18 protein-coding genes and 1 tRNA gene are annotated in these 19,908 nt (G+C 45.2%); 17 read left to right on the plus strand and 2 right to left on the minus strand.

What is annotated here, in order from left to right:
* From proC to FN815_RS06895, 5 genes are all read left to right on the plus strand, one after another.
* Nucleotides 1-810, plus strand: a complete 810-nt coding sequence (gene proC, locus FN815_RS06875) for a pyrroline-5-carboxylate reductase (protein WP_142453893.1) — start codon at nucleotides 1-3, stop codon at nucleotides 808-810.
* Complete coding sequence (locus FN815_RS06880) at nucleotides 807-1,937, plus strand: aspartate aminotransferase family protein (RefSeq protein WP_142453894.1); 1,131 nt, start codon at nucleotides 807-809, stop codon at nucleotides 1,935-1,937. Before proC ends, FN815_RS06880 begins: the two co-directional genes overlap by 4 nt.
* A 374-nt stretch (nucleotides 1,938-2,311) precedes the next feature.
* A complete protein-coding gene (locus FN815_RS06885) occupies nucleotides 2,312-3,265 on the plus strand; it encodes an N-acetylornithine carbamoyltransferase (RefSeq protein ID WP_142453895.1) in 954 nt (317 codons plus the stop codon).
* Nucleotides 3,262-4,026 (plus strand): acetylglutamate kinase, encoded by a 765-nt coding sequence (gene argB / locus FN815_RS06890; protein WP_142453896.1) that lies wholly within the window; start codon nucleotides 3,262-3,264, stop codon nucleotides 4,024-4,026. Before FN815_RS06885 ends, argB begins: the two co-directional genes overlap by 4 nt.
* A gap of 317 nt (nucleotides 4,027-4,343) precedes the next feature.
* A complete protein-coding gene (locus FN815_RS06895) occupies nucleotides 4,344-5,411 on the plus strand; it encodes a M20 family metallo-hydrolase (protein ID WP_142453897.1) in 1,068 nt (355 codons plus the stop codon).
* A 301-nt stretch (nucleotides 5,412-5,712) separates the two neighbouring features.
* On the opposite strand, the gene FN815_RS06900 is transcribed toward FN815_RS06895, so the two are convergent.
* Nucleotides 5,713-6,105, minus strand: coding sequence for a type II toxin-antitoxin system VapC family toxin (locus FN815_RS06900; RefSeq protein ID WP_142453898.1), 393 nt, complete (start codon nucleotides 6,103-6,105; stop codon nucleotides 5,713-5,715).
* On the minus strand, nucleotides 6,102-6,356 hold the full coding sequence (locus FN815_RS06905; RefSeq protein ID WP_142453899.1) for an AbrB/MazE/SpoVT family DNA-binding domain-containing protein: 255 nt from the start codon (nucleotides 6,354-6,356) through the stop codon (nucleotides 6,102-6,104). The genes FN815_RS06900 and FN815_RS06905 overlap by 4 nt, the downstream gene beginning before the upstream one ends.
* Nucleotides 6,357-6,701: 345 nt before the next feature.
* Between FN815_RS06905 and xseB the strand changes: the two genes are divergently transcribed.
* The 12 genes from xseB to FN815_RS06965 all read left to right on the plus strand — a co-directional run bounded on the left by xseB (nucleotide 6,702) and on the right by FN815_RS06965 (nucleotide 19,908).
* Entirely contained in the window at nucleotides 6,702-6,905 is a 204-nt protein-coding gene (gene xseB, locus FN815_RS06910; protein ID WP_142453900.1) for an exodeoxyribonuclease VII small subunit, read from the plus strand.
* Between the two features lie 6 nt (nucleotides 6,906-6,911).
* Nucleotides 6,912-8,837: a 1-deoxy-D-xylulose-5-phosphate synthase gene (gene dxs, locus FN815_RS06915; RefSeq protein WP_142453901.1), complete on the plus strand. Its 1,926-nt coding sequence runs from the start codon at nucleotides 6,912-6,914 to the stop codon at nucleotides 8,835-8,837.
* A 47-nt stretch (nucleotides 8,838-8,884) separates the two neighbouring features.
* Nucleotides 8,885-9,490 carry a hypothetical protein gene (locus FN815_RS06920; RefSeq protein ID WP_142453902.1) on the plus strand — a complete coding sequence of 202 codons (606 nt, stop codon included), beginning with the start codon at nucleotides 8,885-8,887 and terminating at the stop codon, nucleotides 9,488-9,490.
* A gap of 18 nt (nucleotides 9,491-9,508) precedes the next feature.
* Entirely contained in the window at nucleotides 9,509-10,510 is a 1,002-nt protein-coding gene (gene queA, locus FN815_RS06925; RefSeq protein WP_142453903.1) for a tRNA preQ1(34) S-adenosylmethionine ribosyltransferase-isomerase QueA, read from the plus strand.
* Between the two features lie 116 nt (nucleotides 10,511-10,626).
* Nucleotides 10,627-10,700: transfer RNA gene (locus tag FN815_RS06930), tRNA-Arg, on the plus strand.
* A gap of 317 nt (nucleotides 10,701-11,017) precedes the next feature.
* Nucleotides 11,018-11,599, plus strand: a complete 582-nt coding sequence (locus FN815_RS06935) for a restriction endonuclease subunit S (protein WP_142453904.1) — start codon at nucleotides 11,018-11,020, stop codon at nucleotides 11,597-11,599.
* Nucleotides 11,600-11,613: 14 nt separating this feature from the next.
* Nucleotides 11,614-11,841, plus strand: a complete 228-nt coding sequence (locus tag FN815_RS06940; protein ID WP_142453905.1) for a DUF2188 domain-containing protein — start codon at nucleotides 11,614-11,616, stop codon at nucleotides 11,839-11,841.
* A 41-nt stretch (nucleotides 11,842-11,882) separates the two neighbouring features.
* A complete protein-coding gene (locus tag FN815_RS06945) occupies nucleotides 11,883-13,379 on the plus strand; it encodes a type I restriction-modification system subunit M (RefSeq protein ID WP_142453906.1) in 1,497 nt (498 codons plus the stop codon).
* A 1-nt stretch (nucleotide 13,380) separates the two neighbouring features.
* Entirely contained in the window at nucleotides 13,381-14,409 is a 1,029-nt protein-coding gene (locus FN815_RS06950) for a virulence RhuM family protein (RefSeq protein ID WP_142453907.1), read from the plus strand.
* 35 nt (nucleotides 14,410-14,444) lie between these two features.
* Nucleotides 14,445-15,716 (plus strand): restriction endonuclease subunit S, encoded by a 1,272-nt coding sequence (locus FN815_RS06955; RefSeq protein WP_142453908.1) that lies wholly within the window; start codon nucleotides 14,445-14,447, stop codon nucleotides 15,714-15,716.
* A 6-nt stretch (nucleotides 15,717-15,722) separates the two neighbouring features.
* Entirely contained in the window at nucleotides 15,723-16,727 is a 1,005-nt protein-coding gene (locus FN815_RS06960; RefSeq protein WP_142453909.1) for a virulence RhuM family protein/type II toxin-antitoxin system death-on-curing family toxin, read from the plus strand.
* Nucleotides 16,720-19,908 carry a type I restriction endonuclease subunit R gene (locus FN815_RS06965; RefSeq protein WP_142453910.1) on the plus strand — a complete coding sequence of 1,063 codons (3,189 nt, stop codon included), beginning with the start codon at nucleotides 16,720-16,722 and terminating at the stop codon, nucleotides 19,906-19,908. Before FN815_RS06960 ends, FN815_RS06965 begins: the two co-directional genes overlap by 8 nt.

The raw sequence follows: 19,908 nt of genomic DNA on the forward strand, positions 1-19,908 counted from the left end.
ATGGCTAAAAAACACGACATCGCAATTATTGGAGCCGGAAACCTGGGTATCGCCATCGCAAAAGGCATTGCCGGGGCCAAGTTGGCCAAACCCAAAAACATGTATCTGACCCGCCGGCACCTGGAGAAACTGGCCGACTTAAAGAAGCAGAAGTTCAACGTGCTGGCTAATAATATTGAAGCCGTACAAAACGCGGAATATGTGTTCTTATGTGTTCAACCCAAGCAGCTGCCTGATGTGCTGAAAGAAATCAATCCGGTGTTGGATCCTGAAAAACATGTACTGATTTCCACGATTACCGGGGTTGAAATCCCTACCATTGAGCAGCACCTGGAAACGACGATGCCCATCATCCGGGCCATGCCCAATACGGCTACGGCAATCCAGGAATCGATGACCTGCATGTGTACTAAGAACGCCAGCGAGGATCAGGTAAAAGAAGTGAAGACCTTTTTTGAGGCCCTGGGCGAAACGCTGGTGATTGATGAGAACCTGATGAAGGCCGCCACCGTGCTTGCGGCCAGTGGTATTGCCTTTTTCCTGCGGTATATTCGTGCGGCTACCCAAGGTGGAATTCAGCTGGGATTCCATGCGGAAGAGGCCCAGAAGATTGCCATGCAGACGGCCCGCGGCGCTGCCTCATTGTTGGTGGAGGGCGAAAATCACCCCGAAACGGAAATTGATAAAGTAACCACGCCCCAGGGCTGCACCATCGCCGGACTGAACGAGATGGAACACCAGGGCCTCAGCTCGGCCGTCATCAAAGGATTGATGGCTTCCTATGAAAAAATTAACAACATCACCCAATGAATTTATTTGAAGTTTACCCCCTCTTAGACGTTGAGCCGGTTAAAGGCAAAGGCCACTATGTGTATGATAAAGAAGGTACCAAGTACCTGGATTTTTATGGCGGTCATGCCGTAATTTCCATCGGGCACGCCCATCCGCATTATGTGGAACGCGTGAATGCACAGCTCAACGACATCGGTTTTTATTCGAATTCGGTACCCATCAGCATACAGAAGGAACTGGCCAATAAACTGGGCAAGCTGTCGGGTTACGACGACTGGAGCCTGTTCCTGTGCAACTCCGGTGCCGAAGCCAACGAAAACGCACTTAAGGTAGCCTCAGCCCACAATCAGCGGAAGAAAATCCTTGCTTTCAAAGGAGCATTCCATGGACGTACTTCGCTGGCTGTGGCTGTTACCGACAAGCCCAGCATCGTATTTCCGGTAAATGAAGGGGCGGAGGTATTGCGCTATGAAATGGAAGATTTTGACGGTGTGGAAAAAGCGTTGAAGCAGGAAGATGTAAGCGCCGTCATTATTGAAGGCATTCAAGGCATCAGCGGCATTCATGCTCCTTCTGAAAAATTTCTAAAGCATCTGCGAAAGCTCTGTAATAAAACGGATACCGTACTGATTTTGGATGAGATTCAATCCGGCTTTGGCCGCGCCGGTACCTTTTTTGCCCATCAGTTGTTTGGGGTTGAACCGGATGTGATTACCATGGCCAAGGGCATGGGCAACGGATTTCCCGTGGCGGGCGTGTTGATTCATCCCAAATTTGAAGCCTCATTCGGGATGCTTGGAACTACCTTTGGTGGCAACCACCTGGCCTGCGCTGCCGCCTTAGCCGTACTGGAAGTGATAGAACAGGAAAACCTGCTGCAAAACTCTAAAAATGTAGGAACCTATCTGGGCGAGCAATTGAAGGAAGTACCTAAGGTGAAGGAAATCCGTCAGTTTGGGTTGATGATTGGCCTGGAGTTTGACCAGCCCGTAGCCGACTGGCGTAAGAAGTTGCTGTATGAGCACCATATTTTTACCGGCTCCTCGTCCAATCCGAATGTACTGCGGCTGCTGCCTCCACTTTCTGTTACTAAGGAAGAGTGCGATATGCTGGTGGGGGCGTTGAAGAAAGTGGTTAGTGATTGAAGCTCTGATGTTGAACCGGGATTAAATGCTTAAAAATGGAATAAGGAAAGATGTTAAACTCTACCAGTAAAAGTCCTCCCTTGAGGGAGGTGCCGGGTTTTGACTTGTCAAAACACGCGGAGGGTGTTAGTGCCAAAGGACCAATTGTCGAAAGTGAACGATAATGCCTTTGGTGCCAACACCTCTCACATTCAATGCGGGAACAGCCGCATTGAATGATCTCTCCTCAAGGAGAGACTTAATACTGGCTTGAATCATTTGTAGGATTCGATTACATAATTGAGACTTATAGTGAACAACAAAATTCAAACTGACCACACCCCACCGGCCTCTGGGCCGAATCGTTAATTCTGTACTAAAACCTTATTGAAACCATGAACTCATTCCTGTCTATAAACGATGTTGAAAACCTGCCGGCGCTGGTGCAAGAGGCGCTGGAGATCAAGAAGAACCCGCATGTATATTCGGATTTGGGACGGCAGCGATCGATGTGCCTGATCTTTCTGAATCCCAGTTTGCGGACACGATTGAGTTCACAGAAAGCCGCCTTTAACCTGGGTTTGGATACGGCCGTGCTGGATGTCGGCAGTCAGGGGTGGAACCTCGAATTTGCCGATGGTGTGGTGATGGATGGCGATAAAGCCGAACACATAAAAGAAGCAGCTGCCGTCATCAGTTCCTATTTTGATGTGGTTGCCATTCGCGCTTTTGCCAAGCTGCAGGATCGCGAGGAAGATTACAGCGAACAGGTGATGTCGGCCTTCAAGGAATACTGCCCCGTACCGGTTATTAACATGGAATCATCGACCGGGCACCCGCTGCAGGCTTTTGCCGACCTCATCACCATAGAAGAACATAAAAAAGTGGAAAAGCCCAAAGTGGTGTTGACCTGGGCGCCGCATCCCAAAGCACTGCCGCAGGCGGTTGCAAACTCCTTTTCGCAATGGATGCAGGCGGCGAATTTTGACTTCACCATCACCCATCCTGAAGGCTATGAGCTGGCCGATGAAATGGTGGGCAATGCCAAGGTAGAATACGATCAAGCTAAAGCTTTTGAAGGCGCTGATTTCATCTACGCCAAAAACTGGTCCAATTATAAAGACTATGGAAAAGTAGTAAGCAAAGACTCAAACTGGATGGTCACCCAGCAAAAAATGCAGCTTACCAACGCAGGAAAGTTTATGCACTGCCTTCCGGTCCGCCGCAATGTGGTGGTAGAAGGCGCCGTGCTGGATAGCGACCAAAGCATCGTGATTCCCCAAGCGACGAACCGAATTTTTTCAATGCAAACCGTAACCAAAAAAATTCTCGAAAGTACTCATTCATGAAATCCATAAAAGTCATTAAAGTTGGCGGAAAAGTTATTAACAACGAAGACCGGCTGGATGCTTTCCTAAAAGCACTCAGACAACTGGAAGGCCCCAAAGTATTGGTGCATGGCGGGGGCTCGGTAGCTTCTACCATGGGCGAACGTCTGGGCATCAAACCCAATATGAAAGACGGACGCCGTATCACCGATGACGACACGCAGGAAGTCATCACCATGGTGTATGGCGGACTGGTGAACAAAAATATTGTAGCCAAACTACAGGCCTTGGGTTCTGATGCCGTCGGGCTTTCAGGTGCTGATGTGAACCTCATCTCTGCTAAAAAGCGAAACCCCGAACCCGTGGACTATGGCTGGGTTGGAGATATTGAGCAGGTACGCACCGACTGGCTGCTGGAGTTCTTGCGGAATGATGTGATTCCCGTACTGGCCCCGCTCACGCACGACGGCAAAGGGAATATCCTGAACACCAATGCTGATTCCATTGCATCATTTACGGCTTCTGCTTTGGCTGAGTTTTCTTCTGTAGAACTGATGCTCTGCTTTGAACAAGCCGGCGTTATGAAAGATGAAATTATGCTGCCCGGATTAAATCCCGATTTATATGAGGAGTTAAAGTCCGAGAAAGTCATCACCGACGGCATGATTCCTAAAATAGACTTGGGCTTTGCCGCTTTGAAGCAAGGAGTTAAGCATGTAACCATCCGCAGCTTTGATGCATTGCAGGAAGAGAAAGCCGGGACAGAGCTGCGGTTAACGTAGTTTCGTTAAGTAAACCTCCAAGGTTTTTAAAACCTTGGAGGTTTGACTGAATCTCCCAGCCTGGAATCAAGACCTGACAGGTCTGTGCTTGGCAAGAAGTAAAACTGTGATAGCTGTGATGATTTTGATCGGTTGAGATGATAGATACGTAAATCACAGTGCATCATATAAATCACACTCATCACAGTTAAAACGAATAGGAACCAGAGGTTCCGGCAGGCATTCTGAACGGGACGTTCGGAATGAGTACTAAAATTTGTAGCTAATATTAACTCTGGAAGGGTTCAGAACCCTTCCAGGGTTGTAAAAAATCACTCATGAACACCATCGAAGAACTTACTGAACAAGCCATTGAGCTGTTGAAAAAGCTCATTTCCATCCAGTCGTACAGCGGCGAAGAGGATAAAACCGCCGACCTGTTGTCGAACGTACTGGAGGAATTTGGCTTCAACCCAGAGCAGAAGGGAAACAATGTTTGGGCCTATGGCGGAGACATCAACCCCGACAAACCAACACTGCTGCTAAACTCCCATCACGATACGGTGAAGGCCTCTCAAAAGTGGACTAAAGATCCCTTCACCCCAACCCTGGAAGACGGCAAGCTGTTTGGACTTGGAAGTAACGATGCAGGTGGCCCGCTGGTGAGTTTGCTGGCTACATTTGTTTATTTGTCGGAGCGAGAGCAACCATATAACCTGGTGTTTTTGGCTTCCGCTGAAGAGGAAACCTCTGGCAAAAAAGGTGTGCCTATTGTACTGCCTGAAATGGTGGATATTGACCTGGCCGTAGTAGGCGAACCAACCTCCATGGATCTGGCTGCTGCAGAACGCGGACTGGTTGTGCTGGATTGTATCAGCCATGGTAAAAGCGGCCATGCTGCCCGTGGGGAGGGCGAGAACGCTATCTACAAAGCCATGAAGGATATTGAGTGGTTCCGGAATTTTGAGTTTGAGAAAGTGTCGGAGGTACTGGGCGCCATCAACATGACGGTGACCATCATCGAAGCCGGGACGCTGCACAACGTAGTTCCAGATGAATGCCGTTTTGTAGTGGATGTGCGACCTAACGAGTTTTATAGCAATGAAGAGGTGGTAGAAAGCATCCGCCAATATGTGGATTGCGAGGTGAAGCCCCGTTCGTTGAATTTAAATGCCTCCGGTATTTCGCTGGATCACCCCGTGGTTAAAAAAGCGGAGTCATTAGGTATCCGCACTTACGGATCTAAGACAATGTCGGACCAAGTGCACATGCCTTTTGACAGCATCAAGATGGGCCCTGGCAATACGCATCGCTCACATACTGAAGACGAGTTTATTTATTTGGATGAAATTCGTGAGGGAATAAAGACGTATGTGAAACTTTTGGATGGGCTGGAGATTGAGTGATTAGTTTTTAGTTGTGAGTTGTGAGTTTTGAGTTGCTTTGGTTCGAATAGGTTGGTTCCCCCCCCCAATGATCTTTTGAAGTTGCACTTCAAAAGTAAAAGCCCGGCAAGGTTGTACCTTGCTATGTATGCTACTGCCCTCCCTGATTTTTTAGCAGCTCTACGGCTGCTTCAAAATCGGTCCCTCCAAAGGGACACAGGCTCTGTAACGGACAACCCAACTTTTATTCTAAGCTGTATTTTAAGCATCCACCTCGACAAAAATTTTGCAGCATTTACCATTCTTTAAGCACAATATTGCCTCACTCCAATAAATTCATCCCCTTCAGCCGGGAAGCCTTTTTATCGAAAGTGTAGGTAACGGCTGCGTGAATATTCTCGTTTAGTTGATTTATTAAACAATCTTCGAAATCAGCATTCGATTTCTTGTAAGTATTAAGTGCCTTGAAAATAGATTCGGCTTCCTGGAAAACAATCTCTTTCGACTGGAGTAGAATTTCAAAAGTAGATATTAACTCTTCTTTCTTGTAATTGTATATATAATCCAAAACCCACCACACTTCTGTTACGACTACAAGGTTTACAAAAAATTGATCATTTCCAATTCCCTTGAAAAGACTCAACGCTTTTTGATATTGCTCTTCATCATCTCTGAGCAAATAGCGAAGTAAAATATTGGTATCGATACCCTTCATTGAGACTTAAATTTATCACGAACATACTCAGCAAGTTTTTCATCCATTTCTTCCTGGGATAAGGGTTTCTGTCCGGGTCTATGCAGCTTACCCGCAGCTTCAAGTATGGATTTTTTCGAAGTTGACATTTTAACATCACCTTCGGCCTCAATATCAAAATTGATTTTATCACCGGGTTTAAGGTTCAGTTTATCTCTAATTTTTTTGGGGATCGTTACTTGTCCCTTGGATGTAAGCGTGGCGGTAGGCATAATGTCTCCTCTAATTCTTACTGCTTGTAAGGAATTTGGTCAATTTAAGCTTCAATTGCAATGCTACAGCTGTTCAGTGAGCTGTGAACAGCAATCAGTTACCACCAGATAGACTCTACTGTAAGCCTAAAACTTCCCAATGATCTTCCAGAGATCTTTTGAAGTTGCACTTCAAAAGTAATAGCCCCGCAAGGTTCCACCTTGCTATGTATGCAACTGCCCCGTGATTTTAAGTAACGCTCAAGTAGCCCAAAAAACCACAAATTCTAAAACATGCCTTTTTCCTAAAAAACCGGTATCCTTGGATGATATTAAATTGTAGAAATTACCTTTTAGCAAAAATTAATGGCAGAAAAGGAACGACTTAGCTTTGAAGAAGCTTTAAAACAATTGGAATCTATCGTTAATCAGCTTGAACAGGACGACATAACTTTAGAGGATTCCGTGAAATTATACGAAGAGGGCGTGAAGTTATCCCGGTTTTGTACCGAGACACTCGAGCAAGCTGAACTTCGTATTGAACAGGTGAATGAAGCTAACACAGAATAACGACTTATGGAGTTCGATAATCCTACCCCCGGGCCCTTACTTGCAGAAATAAACAGTCCCGCTGATCTGAAAAAATTGAAGCCGGAACAGTTGCAGGATGTTTGCGACGAGCTCCGTCAGTTTATTATTGATACCGTATCTGTGCACGGAGGACACTTTGGTGCCAGCCTTGGCGTAGTGGAATTGACCACCGCCCTTCATTATGTATATGACACGCCCGAAGACCTCCTGGTTTGGGATGTGGGGCACCAGGCCTATGGCCACAAAATTTTGACCGGACGCCGCGATCAGTTTCACACCAATCGTAAGTACGGCGGACTTTCCGGTTTCCCGAAACGTACCGAAAGCGAATATGATACCTTTGGCGTGGGGCATTCCAGTACTTCCATTTCTGCAGCTTTGGGGATGGCCGTTGCCCGTGACCTGGACAAATCCGACAAAAAAGTAGTAGCTGTTATTGGTGACGGAGCTATGACAGCCGGTTTGGCTTTTGAAGCCATGAACAATGCCGGAGCTATGAACAGCGATATCCTTGTTATCCTGAATGATAACAATATGTCGATAGACCCGAATGTGGGAGCCCTTAAAGAATATCTGGCTGATATCACTACCAGCAAGACCTTTAACAAGATGCGGGATGAAGTGTACGATATGCTCGGGCACTTCAAATCCGCCGGCGATAAAATGCGTAAAGTGGCATCGAGACTTGAAAAAGCCATGACGGCTGCTCTCACTCCTGGTTCTTTGTTCCGTGCTTTAGGTTTTAAGTATTACGGACCTGTAGATGGACACGATGTGGACGGGCTTCGTAAAATGATGGAAGACTTGCGCGATGTGAAAGGTCCCAAGCTGTTACACACCGTGACAGTGAAAGGCAAAGGCTTTGCTCCTGCCGAACGTGAGCAAACAAAATGGCACGCATCCAGCAGTCCTTTTGACAAGATTACCGGAAAATCCCTGGCCGAGCCGAAAAATGACGACAAGACCGAACTGCCTCCAAAATATCAGGATGTATTTGGTGAAGCCCTGGTAGAATTGGCTGCTAAAGATGAAAACATTGTAAGCATGACGCCTGCGATGCCCAGTGGTTCCAGTTTGTGGCCGATGATGAATACCTTCCCTGACCGGGCATTCGACGTCGGTATCGCCGAACAACATGCCGTTACTTTTGCAGCCGGATTGGCCGCCGAAGGCAAAAAACCTTTCTGCGCTATTTACTCTTCCTTCCTGCAGCGCGGATACGATCAGCTGGTACACGATGTAGCCATTCAGAAATTGCCGGTGGTATTCTGTATTGATCGGGCCGGACTCGTTGGAGCTGATGGTCCTACCCACCATGGAGCGTATGATATTTCCTTTATGCGGGCTATCCCGAACATGATTATCTCCTCGCCCTTGAATGAACAGGGACTGCGCGATATGATGTACACGGCTTCCCGTTATGACGAGGCATCCTGGGCCATCCGTTATCCACGGGGCAGAGCGACTGGAATGGATACCAAAGACAAATTTGAAGACATAGAAATTGGCAAAGGGGTTTGCCTGCGCGAAGGCGAAGGCGTTGCCATCCTGAGTTTTGGTCCTATTGGCAAATATGCCATGGAAGCGGCAGATACCCTTGCGGAAGAAGGCGCTCACATTGGGTATTACGACATGCGTTTCGCCAAGCCTTTGGATACCGATTTACTTGATGAAATTTGTGAACGCTACGATCACATTATCACCCTTGAAGACGGAGCACGCATGGGCGGATTTGGCAGTGCCGTGGCTGAATACATTGGAGAAAAAGTAAAACGGCCTACCCTCAAAATAATGGGCATCCCCGACCGTATAATAGAACATGGAACCCAAAGAGAGCTACATGCCGAAATCGGCATAGATGCAAAGGGTATCCTCGAACAAGTGAGACCTTTAATTACAGTTAACGCATAGATTTGAAACACTTATTATTACTCCTCTGCACAGCCAGTGCACTTTTTTTGACATCCTGCCTCAACACCGACACCCCCGATAGCTACAGAGTAGTAGAAGGAGTGGTTCTGCATAACGGTGCTCCTGTTACTGATGCAGGCGTCCATATTCGCAATCATTTTGACCCCGGTGGCTTTGTGGATGGAGAAAACAATGCCGTTAAAATTCAATTTGAAACCAGTATTCCGGAATATTTTATTGGTGAACTCTATCGGTATCAAACCAGCGAGCCTTTTGCAACTTTCTTCTCAGACAGCCTGACTGTAGGCGAATACACGCTTACCGTACCAGACTCTCTACTCAGCAATGGTATTTTTGCTTACACCATCCGCACGGAAAGAAGCCAGGGTGTCAGCAGTTTAGTGGTCATAAACAAACCGGATTCTCTGCTCCCCGGCACTCGCCCGTTTACCAACACTACGGCAGAAGGTGAATTTGCCCTCAGCCCCATTCCTATTGGTTTTGGCGATTCTTTTCAGTCTGAACAAAGGGGTTCTTTTGAGATCACCGACAGCCTGGAGTTTATAATCACGGCCGGCGATTCTATTTTTGCTACACAGAAAGTAGAAGTGAAGCCTAATACCGATAACTTTTTCGAGATTGCCGGAAACTAAGAGCTTATTTATAAGGGAATGAATTTTACCCTCTCTGATTTTGATTACGACTTGCCCGAAAAACTAATTGCCCAAGCCCCGGCTTCGCCACGCGACCACGCCAGGCTGTTGGTGTACAACCGGGAAACCGGTACCATCACCGATGATTATTTCTACAACCTTGGAAAGTATCTCCCCAATGAAACCACACTGGTGGTGAACAACAGCAAAGTGGAGAAATGCCGCCTGCTGTTTGATGACGGGAAAAGGGAATTGTTTGTGACCTCCGTGCGTAACAATAACACAGTGGAAGCGATGGTGCGCCCTGGCAAAAAGTTTAAGCTGGACCGGGAAGTAGAGCTGGCAGAAGGCATCACCGCAAAAGTCACCAATATTGCCGATGATGGCATCCGCACGGTCATTCTTTCTTGTGATGTGGACGACCCAAAGCTGGAACCTTACAAGCACACACCATTCCCTCCTTATATCGAGCAGAATGAATCCCTGTCAGAGGAATACCAGACGGTGTATGCCAAAGATCTGGGCAGCAAAGCAGCCCCCACGGCCGGACTGCATTTCACGGATAATCTGCTGGAAGATTTGAAGAACGCCGGCGTCCGAAAATCGGAAGTAACCCTGCATGTGGGCCTGGGAACCTTTGCGCCGGTTAAAACCGAAGATATATCCGAACACAACATGCATAGCGAGTGGTACCAGCTGGGGGCTTTTACTTGTGAAGAACTAAATGAGGCAAAGCATATCACAGCAGTAGGGACAACCAGTGTTCGTGTGCTCGAATCAGCGGCAAAAGAGCCGCGGGGTTTTCAGCCCGAAAGTCGGGATACCGATATTTTCATCACTCCCGGCTATAAATTTAAAGCCACGGATGCGCTCATCACCAACTTCCACCTACCCAAAAGCACCCTGCTGATGCTGGTCTCCGCTTTCATGGGATATGAGGAAATGAACCGCCTGTACCAGCACGCCATTGAGGAAGAATACCGCTTCTACTCCTTTGGAGACGCCATGCTGATTCTCTGAGCTCTGCTTCAATTTTTTGCTGTTTCTAAGTGCAGGTCTTCTTATATTTGATGCCCTTTTGAAACAGACATTCGATCAATGTTCACCCTTCAGTGTTCCTTGTATAATGTTCAACTGCGCCCGTAGCTCAACCGGATAGAGCGTCTGACTTCGGATCAGAAGGTTGAGGGTTCGAATCCTTCCGGGCGTACGATTTATGAGCCGTTAAGTAACTATTTTTGTTAACTTAACGGCTCTTCTATTTTTTGGACCGGCCAACATATGGCAAACATTTTCCTTTTCCTGCTCTATTTTGCACAGATTAAGCTTTTCTTATCAAGTTCTCTATTTGTGTCAGAAACAGTCCAAATTTCCATCCATTTTAGAGGGTACAAATAAGGGTACATAAGAGGATCTTTTATAGTAAAATAGGCCGAATACAGAAACAATTTACTGTAATTATTTTTGCTTCCTTAAAATTGATTACCTACCTTCTTGCAGAAACACATTACTGCACAATTATACTCGATGAAACTAAAAGAAATAGCTGAAATATCCTCGGGGTATTCTTTCAGGTCTAAGATCAAACATGATCCGGCTGGTGAGACGAAGGTCATCCAGATGAGTGACATGGACAAGTATGAAGGAATCCTTGTCGATAAGCTGCAGAGGCTGAGTAACTTTGACCCAAGGAGTAGTCGTTATTTTCTGGAGGCTGGAGATGTCATTATGATCAGCAAGGGCTACAATATTGATGCTTTTGTAATACCTAAAGGCTTGGGGCGAGTAGTGACGGTAAATAGCTTTTTGGTAATGAAACCCAATCAGAACAAAATTTACCCTGATTATCTTGCTTGGTTTTTAAATTCAAAGCGCACGCAATACTTTTTCAGGCAGATGGCAGCGGGGACTGATATACCTAACCTCTCAATCAAGGCACTGGAGTCTTTGGATGTCTATTTGCCCTCTATGAATGATCAATATTTGATCTCCGACATAGAGAGACTAAAAAAACGGGAAGTGTATCTGCATCAGAAAATTACGGATAAAAAAGAGCAGCTTGTAGATGAGTTGCTCCAAAAGAAGTTTGATAAACTTAAATCTAAATAGTCGAGGAGAAACCCATGGCAAAGAAACAGAATATTGATGTCTCACCTTCTGGAGATAATTGGCAAGTCAAAAAACATAATGCCAGTAGAGCGTCAAAAGTATTTAAAACACAGAAGCAGGCTATAGAATATGGCCGGGAATTAGCTAAAAAGAATAAAAGTGAGCTCTATATAAAGAATCGAAAGGGACAGGTTAGGGATGCAAATTCTTACGGCAAAGACCCCCACCCTCCAGAAGGATAAACAATCAAACAAGAAACTAACAGAAATTAACAGTTACATAGATGTCTAACTACAAACCATCCCAACAAGAAATTAACAACGCATTATGGTCGGCCTGCGATACGTTTCGTGGCGTGGTTGACCCTTCGGAGTACAAAAACTATATCCTGGTGTTTCTCTTCCTTAAGTATTTGAGCGATGTATGGAAAGACCGGTATGACGCCTACAAAAAAGAATATGGAGATGATGAGGAGCTTATTCGGCGCCGGATGAAGCGAGAGCGTTTTGTACTGCCGGATGATTGCACCTTCGATTACTTGGTTGAAAACCAGAATGCTGAAGATCTTGGCGACCGAATTAATAAGGTCTTGGAAAAAATTGAAGAGGCTAACTATGAGAAGCTGGAAGGAGTATTCCGTAATGTGGATTTCAACTCAGAAGGAAATCTCGGTAAGACCAAAGACCGGAACCGTAGGCTTAAAAACCTGATCAACGATTTCCATAAGCCGGAGCTGAATTTCCGCCCATCAGTAATTGGTACAGAAGATATTATTGGAAACGGGTACATGTATCTGATTGAGCGATTTGCTTCGGATGCCGGTAAGAAAGGCGGTGAGTTCTACACCCCTCATGAAGTTTCTCAGCTTTTGGCAAAGCTCATAAAACCACAGCCCGGAGATCGTATTTGTGACCCGGCGATTGGTTCCGGTTCATTGGCGATTACGGTAGCTGAAGAAGTGGATGGAAAAGATTTTCGCATATACGGACAGGAAAGTAATGGTAGCACGTGGGCATTGGCTAAAATGAACATGTTCTTGCATGGTATGGATGCTGCGGATATTCGCTGGTGTGATACGCTGAACAGCCCGGACTTAGTGGAGAAAGATCAGCTTATGACTTTCGATGTGGTGGTGGCCAATCCTCCGTTCAGTTTGGATAAGTGGGGTAAAGAGGAAGCCAAAGATGATCCTTACAACCGATACAAAAGAGGGATTCCTCCCAAGAGTCGTGCAGATTACGCATTCATCCAACACATGATTGAAACGGCCAAAGACGAGAACGGAAAGGTTGGGGTGATTGTCCCACATGGTGTGCTATTCCGTAGTGGAGCCGAAGGACGTATTCGGGAGGCGTTGATCAAAGAAAATCTCTTGGAGGCCGTGGTTGGGTTGCCAGAGAATCTCTTCTTTGGAACCGGTATACCGGCAGCTATACTAATCTTCAATAAAGCTAAAGAACGAGAAGAGGTGCTCTTCATCGATGCAAGCAAAGGCTTTGAAAAAGGGACCCGCCAAAACAAGCTGAGAGATGAGGACATAGAGAAGATCGTTTCCACTTTTGAGCAATTTGAGACGGTGGATAAATACTCGTATGTGGCCTCTCCTGATGAGCTGAAAGAGAATGATTACAATCTGAACATTCCCCGTTATGTGGATACCTTTGAGCCGGAGGCAGAGGTGGATATTGCAGAGGTTCAGGGGGAAATTGAAGAATTGGAGACAGAGCTGACCCACGTTCGAAAGCAGATGGATGAATATTTGAAAAAGCTGGGGGTATAGAATGAGTGAAATGCAGGACGAACGTTATGGAGAGTTTTTGATCTATAATTCACCTGACGGTGAAGCAGATATAGAGGTTAGACTCGAAAATGAGTCTCTGTGGATGTCACAGCAGCAGATGACCGAACTGTTTCAGACAACCAAGCAAAATATAAGCCTCCATATTAAGAATATTTATCAGGAAGAAGAGCTTGAAGAAGAGGCAACTGTCAAGGAATACTTGACAGTTCAAAATGAGGGAGATCGCCAGGTCAAAAGGCCCATCAAGTATTACAATCTTGATATGATTTTGTCTGTTGGGTACCGTGTTCGGTCAGCAATAGGAACGCATTTTAGAAAGTGGGCCACTGAGCGTTTAAGAGAATATTTGGTGAAAGGCTTTGTGATGGATGATGATCGCCTGAAACATCCCGGTGGATGGGATTATTTTGATGAGCTGCTGGAACGCATCCGGGATATTCGGGCCTCTGAAAAGCGGTTCTACCAAAAGGTGAAAGATATTTATGCGCTAAGCGCCGATTATGATTCTAAATCTAATGCGGCCCAACTCTTTTTTAAAAAGGTACAGAATAAAATGCTGTGGGTAGTTACAGGACAAACAGCTGCTGAGTTGATTGTTGGGCGTTCAGATACTGGGAAACCGAATATGGGGTTGACTTCCTGGAAAGGCAACAAAGTGCGAAAGCAAGATGTGGATACGGCAAAGAACTACCTCAAAGAAGATGAGATTAGTGAGCTGAACCGCATTGTAACCATGTATCTCGATTATGCCGAAGATCAGGCAAGACGGCGAAAGGCGATGTATATGAAAGATTGGGAAGATCGCCTGGATGCCTTTCTCGAGTTTAATGAACGTGATATTCTGGATCATGCAGGGAGCTTAAAAGCCTCCGTCGCTAAGAAACTGGCCGGTGAGCGGTATGATGATTTCAACAAAAAAAGGAAACAACTGGAAGCCCGAAAAGCGGATGAAGAGACCCTGGAAGAACTGAAGCAGATTGAAGAGAAAGCGAGAAAAAAGAATGAGTAAATCAGTAAGAAAAAATCAAGTCTTAAGTTATTAGTATGACATCAGGTAAAAAATATATTGGTCCATCAGTAAAAAATGTTCCTGATGAGTGGAAAATTGCTCCATTGGGAGAATGTATTATGGGTAGTGGCAAATATGGTATTAATGAATCAGCATCTGAATACGATCCTCAAAAACCTCGATACCTAAGAATTACTGATATAGATGATTACGGGAATCTTAAGCAGGAAGGGAAAAAATCTGTTGAAAGCGAACAGTATTCAAAATATTTATTAGAACTGGGAGATATCGTTTTTGCCAGAACAGGTAATACTGTTGGTAAAACATATCTGCATGAAATAGATAATGGGGAATTGGTTTATGCAGGCTACCTAATTAAGTACAAACCTGATGCAAATACTCTAAGACCTAAATATCTTAAATTATATACAGATACTGCATACTATAGAAATTGGATTAATACCATTTCACAAAGAAGTGGTCAACCGGGGGTTAATTCAAATGAGTATAGGAAAATGCCCATACTCTTACCCCCTCTTGAAGAACAAGATATAATTTTAGGAATTATCACTTTTTGGGACGAAGCCATCTCCAAAACAGAGAAGCTCATCCAGGCCAAGAAGCGGTATAAGAAAGGCCTCATGCAGCGGCTGCTCTCCGGCAAGGTTCGGTTTCCGGAGTTTGAAGGGGAAGATTGGGCTGAGGTGAGGTTGGGTGAGGTATTTGATAGAGTAACAGAAAAAAATGAATCTGATACAGTTAAAAATGTATTAACGATTTCCGCCCAAGACGGTTTGGTTAGTCAGACTGATTACTACAATAAATCAGTAGCCAGTAAAGACTTGTCTAACTACATCGTTATAAGACAAGGTGATTTTGCTTACAACAAAAGCTATTCAGAAGGATATCCGTTAGGAGCCATTAAAAGGCTGGATGATTATGAAAAGGGTGTTTTGTCTCCTTTATATATATGTTTCAGATTAACCTCAGATAATGTGGATAGTGATTTTATAGCTCACTTCTTCGAATATGGAGGTTTGGACCATGGCATTTATAAGATTGCAAGAGAAGGAGCCCGTAACCACGGCTTACTGAATGTTAGCGTGAAGGACTTTTTTGAAATCGATATCACATTACCTCAATATGAGGAGCAAAAAAAGATAGCTTCAATATTAAACAAGGCGATGAAAGAGATTGAGCTGTTAGAGGTACAACTTGAAAAGTATCAACAGCAGAAGAAGGGTTTGATGCAGCAGTTATTGACGGGGAAAGTGAGGGTGAAGCATATAGATACCGGCACTAACTAAATGGATATGAGTGATCAAAAAGATATCATTATTTATGAGTCTAAAGAAGGATATACCAAACTGGAAGTAAATCTTCAGGAAGAGACCGTATGGCTTACTCAGGAGCAGCTTTCACTTCTTTTTAACAAAGATGTACGAACCGTTTCGGAGCATATCACAAATATTTATGAGGAAGGAGAACTGGATAAAAAACCAACTATCCGGAAATTCCGGATAGTTCGGAAAGAGGGTAACCGGCAGGTTAAAAGGAATATTCAGCATTATAACTTGGATGTCATCATCTCAGTGGGTTATCGTGTGAAATCTATTGAAGGTACACGATTTAGAAAATGGGCTACGAATATTTTAAAGCAACACCTTATTGAAGGGTACACGCTGAATCAAAAAAGATTGAAGGAGAAAGCCTCAAAGTATGAAGAACTAAAAGCGGCATTAAAGCTGATGGAGAAAGCGGCCCGCTCCAAAGAATTGGAGCCAACGGAGGCAGAGGGCTTGCTGAAGGTGATTTCGGATTTTAGTTACTCCCTTGACATGTTGGATCGCTTCGATCACGAACAGTTGGATTTGCCGGAGGTTGGAAGTACTGATCGATGGAAAATCACCTACAAAGACGCACGTAAGGCCATAGAAACTCTTCGTAAAAGAACACAGGCTAGTGAACTGTTTGGACGAGAAAAAGATAAGTCACTAAGAGGTTCCATTGGGGCTATATACCAATCATTTGATGGGAAAGATGTGTATCCAACGGCTGAGATAAAAGCAGCTCACCTTTTATATTTTTTGGTTAAGAATCATTCCTTCAGTGATGGTAATAAGCGAATTGCCGCCTATCTTTTTCTGCTTTTCTTACAGCATAATGGTCTTCTGTATACCGAAGAAGGATTGAAACGAATTTCAGACTCAACACTCGTTGCATTGACCTTGATGGTGGCAGAAAGTAATCCCTCAGAGAAAGAAATGATCGTCAAAGTTATTGTGCATTTACTTCAAGCCGGAGACCACAATGAATAACTCATCCTACTTAGAAGACAAAGACTCCCAACTCCCGGCACTTCGACTGCTGCAACAGTTGGGCTATACCTACATCTCCCCGGAGAAAGCCCTGGAGATGCGGGATGGACTGCTCACCCGGTTTGTACTCACGGATATCCTGGAAGATCAGCTATCCAGCATCAACAGAATCGAATACAAAGGGGAAACGCTGCCCTTTCCGCCACCGGCTATCAGTAGAGCCGCTTACGATCTTCAGCAGCAGCCGGACGAAGGTTTAGTGAAGACCAATGAGAAGATTTATGATTTGCTTACGCTGGGTAAAAGCTATGAGCAGGTTGTTAAGGGAGATAAAAAGAGCTTTCCGTTTAACTATGTGGACTGGGAGCATCCGGAGAATAATGTCTTTCACGTAACGGATGAGTTTGAGATTAAGGGAAAGCATAAGGTTCGCCGGGTCGATATGGTCCTTTTTGTGAACGGGATTCCCTTTGTGGCCATCGAGAACAAACGAAGAGATAAAAAGAATGCTCTCGATGAGGCTATCTCCCAACATCTACGCAATCAGAACAAAGAAGAAGTGCCCGGTTTTTTTCACTTCACCCAAATGCTGATCGCTTCCAGCGTGAATGAGCTTTCGTATGCGGCTACTGATACAAGCAAGAAGTTTTGGTCGGTCTGGCGAGAGGAAGAGAATATTGAAGACAAAGTAAAAGAGCTGATCGCCAAGCCGGACGATTCAACGGAATGGATGGATCGTCTCAAAGCTCATTACTACGAACGCCCACAGACAAAAGAGAAAAAGCGAGAGCCCACCAAACAGGATGTAAACCTATATAGCCTTTGTCGCCCCGACCGATTACTTGAGCTCACACGGAATTTCACGGTGTTTGATAACAATACCCGAAAGATTGCCCGGTACCAGCAATATTTTGGGGTAAAGCGTATGATGAACCGTGTTCGTCAGACGGATGAAGACGGAATTCGCAAAGGCGGTGTGATATGGCACACTCAGGGAAGTGGGAAGTCCATTACCATGGTATTCATGTCCAAAAACCTGGCAGTAGCCGATGATATTTCATCCCAACGTATCATCTTGGTAACTGATAGAACAGATTTGGACGATCAGCTTAAGAAGACATTCAGAAGCTGCGGTAAGGATATCATCCAGGCAAAAACCGGCAGGCACCTTGCCGAGCTGATTAAAGATCCGGGCGTTGAAAATATCTCCACGATCATCAATAAGTTTAACGCTGCGCTTAATCAAAGGAACTTGGTCAATGAGTCCCGCAATATTTTTGTATTGATTGACGAGTCGCACCGCACCCAGTACGGAATGATGCATGCGGAGATGAGAAAGATACTACCTAATGCCTGCTACATCGGTTTTACGGGTACACCTCTCATGAAAAAAGAGAAGAGCACAGCCGCCAAGTTTGGCGGTATCATTGATTCGTATACGATGGATCAGGCGGTGAAGGACAAAGCTGTAGTGCCGATCATCTACGAAGGCCGGGCAGCAAAGCTGGATACCTGGAAAGAGAAGCTGGACCGAGAATTTGAACGGGATATGGAAGGCATGTCGGCAGATCAGGTCTCCGACTACAAACGCCGGTACTCCACGTTAAACAAACTGCTCACGGCTCAACTGGTGATTGAGGAAATTAGCAAAGATATTACCGATCACTTCCTTAAAAACCTTAAGGGAACCAAATACAAAGCGCAACTGGCTGTGCCCGATCGCAAAACAGCTGTACGCTACTATCGTTACTTCAAAGAGCGTGGACAGATTAATGCCGAACTCGTTATTTCTCCCCCTGACACGCGGGAGGGACATGACGATACCTATGATGATCCGAATGACGAGGTGCAGGTATTCTGGAAGCAGATGATGGACCGATTTGGGAATAAAGAGACTTACGAAGACAGTATCATTAATCTATTTAAGTCAGACAGCCGGGAGGTGGAGCTTATCATTGTCGTTTACAAACTCCTCACCGGTTTTGATGCACCCAATAACACGGTGCTGTATATGGCTCGATATCTGGATGAGCATAACCTGTTGCAGGCTATAGCCCGTGTGAACCGTTTGTTTGAAGGTAAAGATGTCGGGTTTGTTATAGATTATGTGGGAATTCTTGGCACGTTAACCGATGCGATCAATACCTATTCGGCCTTGAGTGGCTTTGAGCAGCAAGATTTAATGGGAACAGTTACCCCCATGAAAGAAGTGGTCGAGTCTCTACCTAAATTGCATAAAGCCTTGTGGGATGTCTTCAAGGAATGTGAGGACACGAATGATAATGAGGCGATGGAGCGGTTTCTGCGGCCCGATGATATTCGGGATGACTTCTATGAAAAGCTATCCAATTTCGCCCGAACCCTACAAGCAGCCTTTTCAGCGGATAAATTGTTTGACTATATCGACGAATCAGACATTAAACGGTACAAGAAAGACCTGAAATTCTTTGAAAACCTGCGTCGCTCTGTCCGAATTCGTTACGGAGAGGCCATTGACCACCGAGAGTATGAAGATCGGGTCCAAAAAATGCTAGATTCTTATGTGGGCACAGAGGGAATCGATCAAATTGTGGAGCCTATAGATATTTTCAGCGACGAATTCTTTGAGATGCAGGATGAGCAGTCTAAACGCTCTGATGCCTCCAAAGCCGATGAAATAGCCAGTAAGACCAAGAAGGTGATTGAAGAGCGCATGGACGAAGACCCGGCCATGTACCGCAAGTTCTCGGATATGATAGAGGAAACCATACAAAAGTTCTTACACGACCGTATCTCCGAGAAAGAATACCTCGAAAAGGTTAAACAAATTAAGCAGGGTGTACAGCAGGGGATTTGGGATGGAACCCCGAATGAGCTGAAAGAACGTCCGGTAGCCCGTTCCTTCTACAATACCATCAAAACAGAGATGGAGGAATTCTTTGAGGAGGCATATATGGCGGTTGAACCAGAAAAACGGGAAGATTTCTACACCACGGCTGGAATTGAATTGGAGAAAATCATTGAAAGTCTAACCATTGTAGACTGGGAGACCAATCCGGACGTGAAGAACAACATGTTCATCGCCATTGAAGACTACATGATAGAGTTATTTAGAAAATTGGACCTTAAACGGGATTTTGATGTCATCGAACGCATTGCAGAAACCATCATCAAGTCAAAACAAAAACATAGCTCACGATAA

This window comes from Gracilimonas mengyeensis (genome assembly GCF_900182705.1).
In the GTDB taxonomy this organism is placed as follows: domain Bacteria; phylum Bacteroidota; class Rhodothermia; order Balneolales; family Balneolaceae; genus Gracilimonas; species Gracilimonas mengyeensis.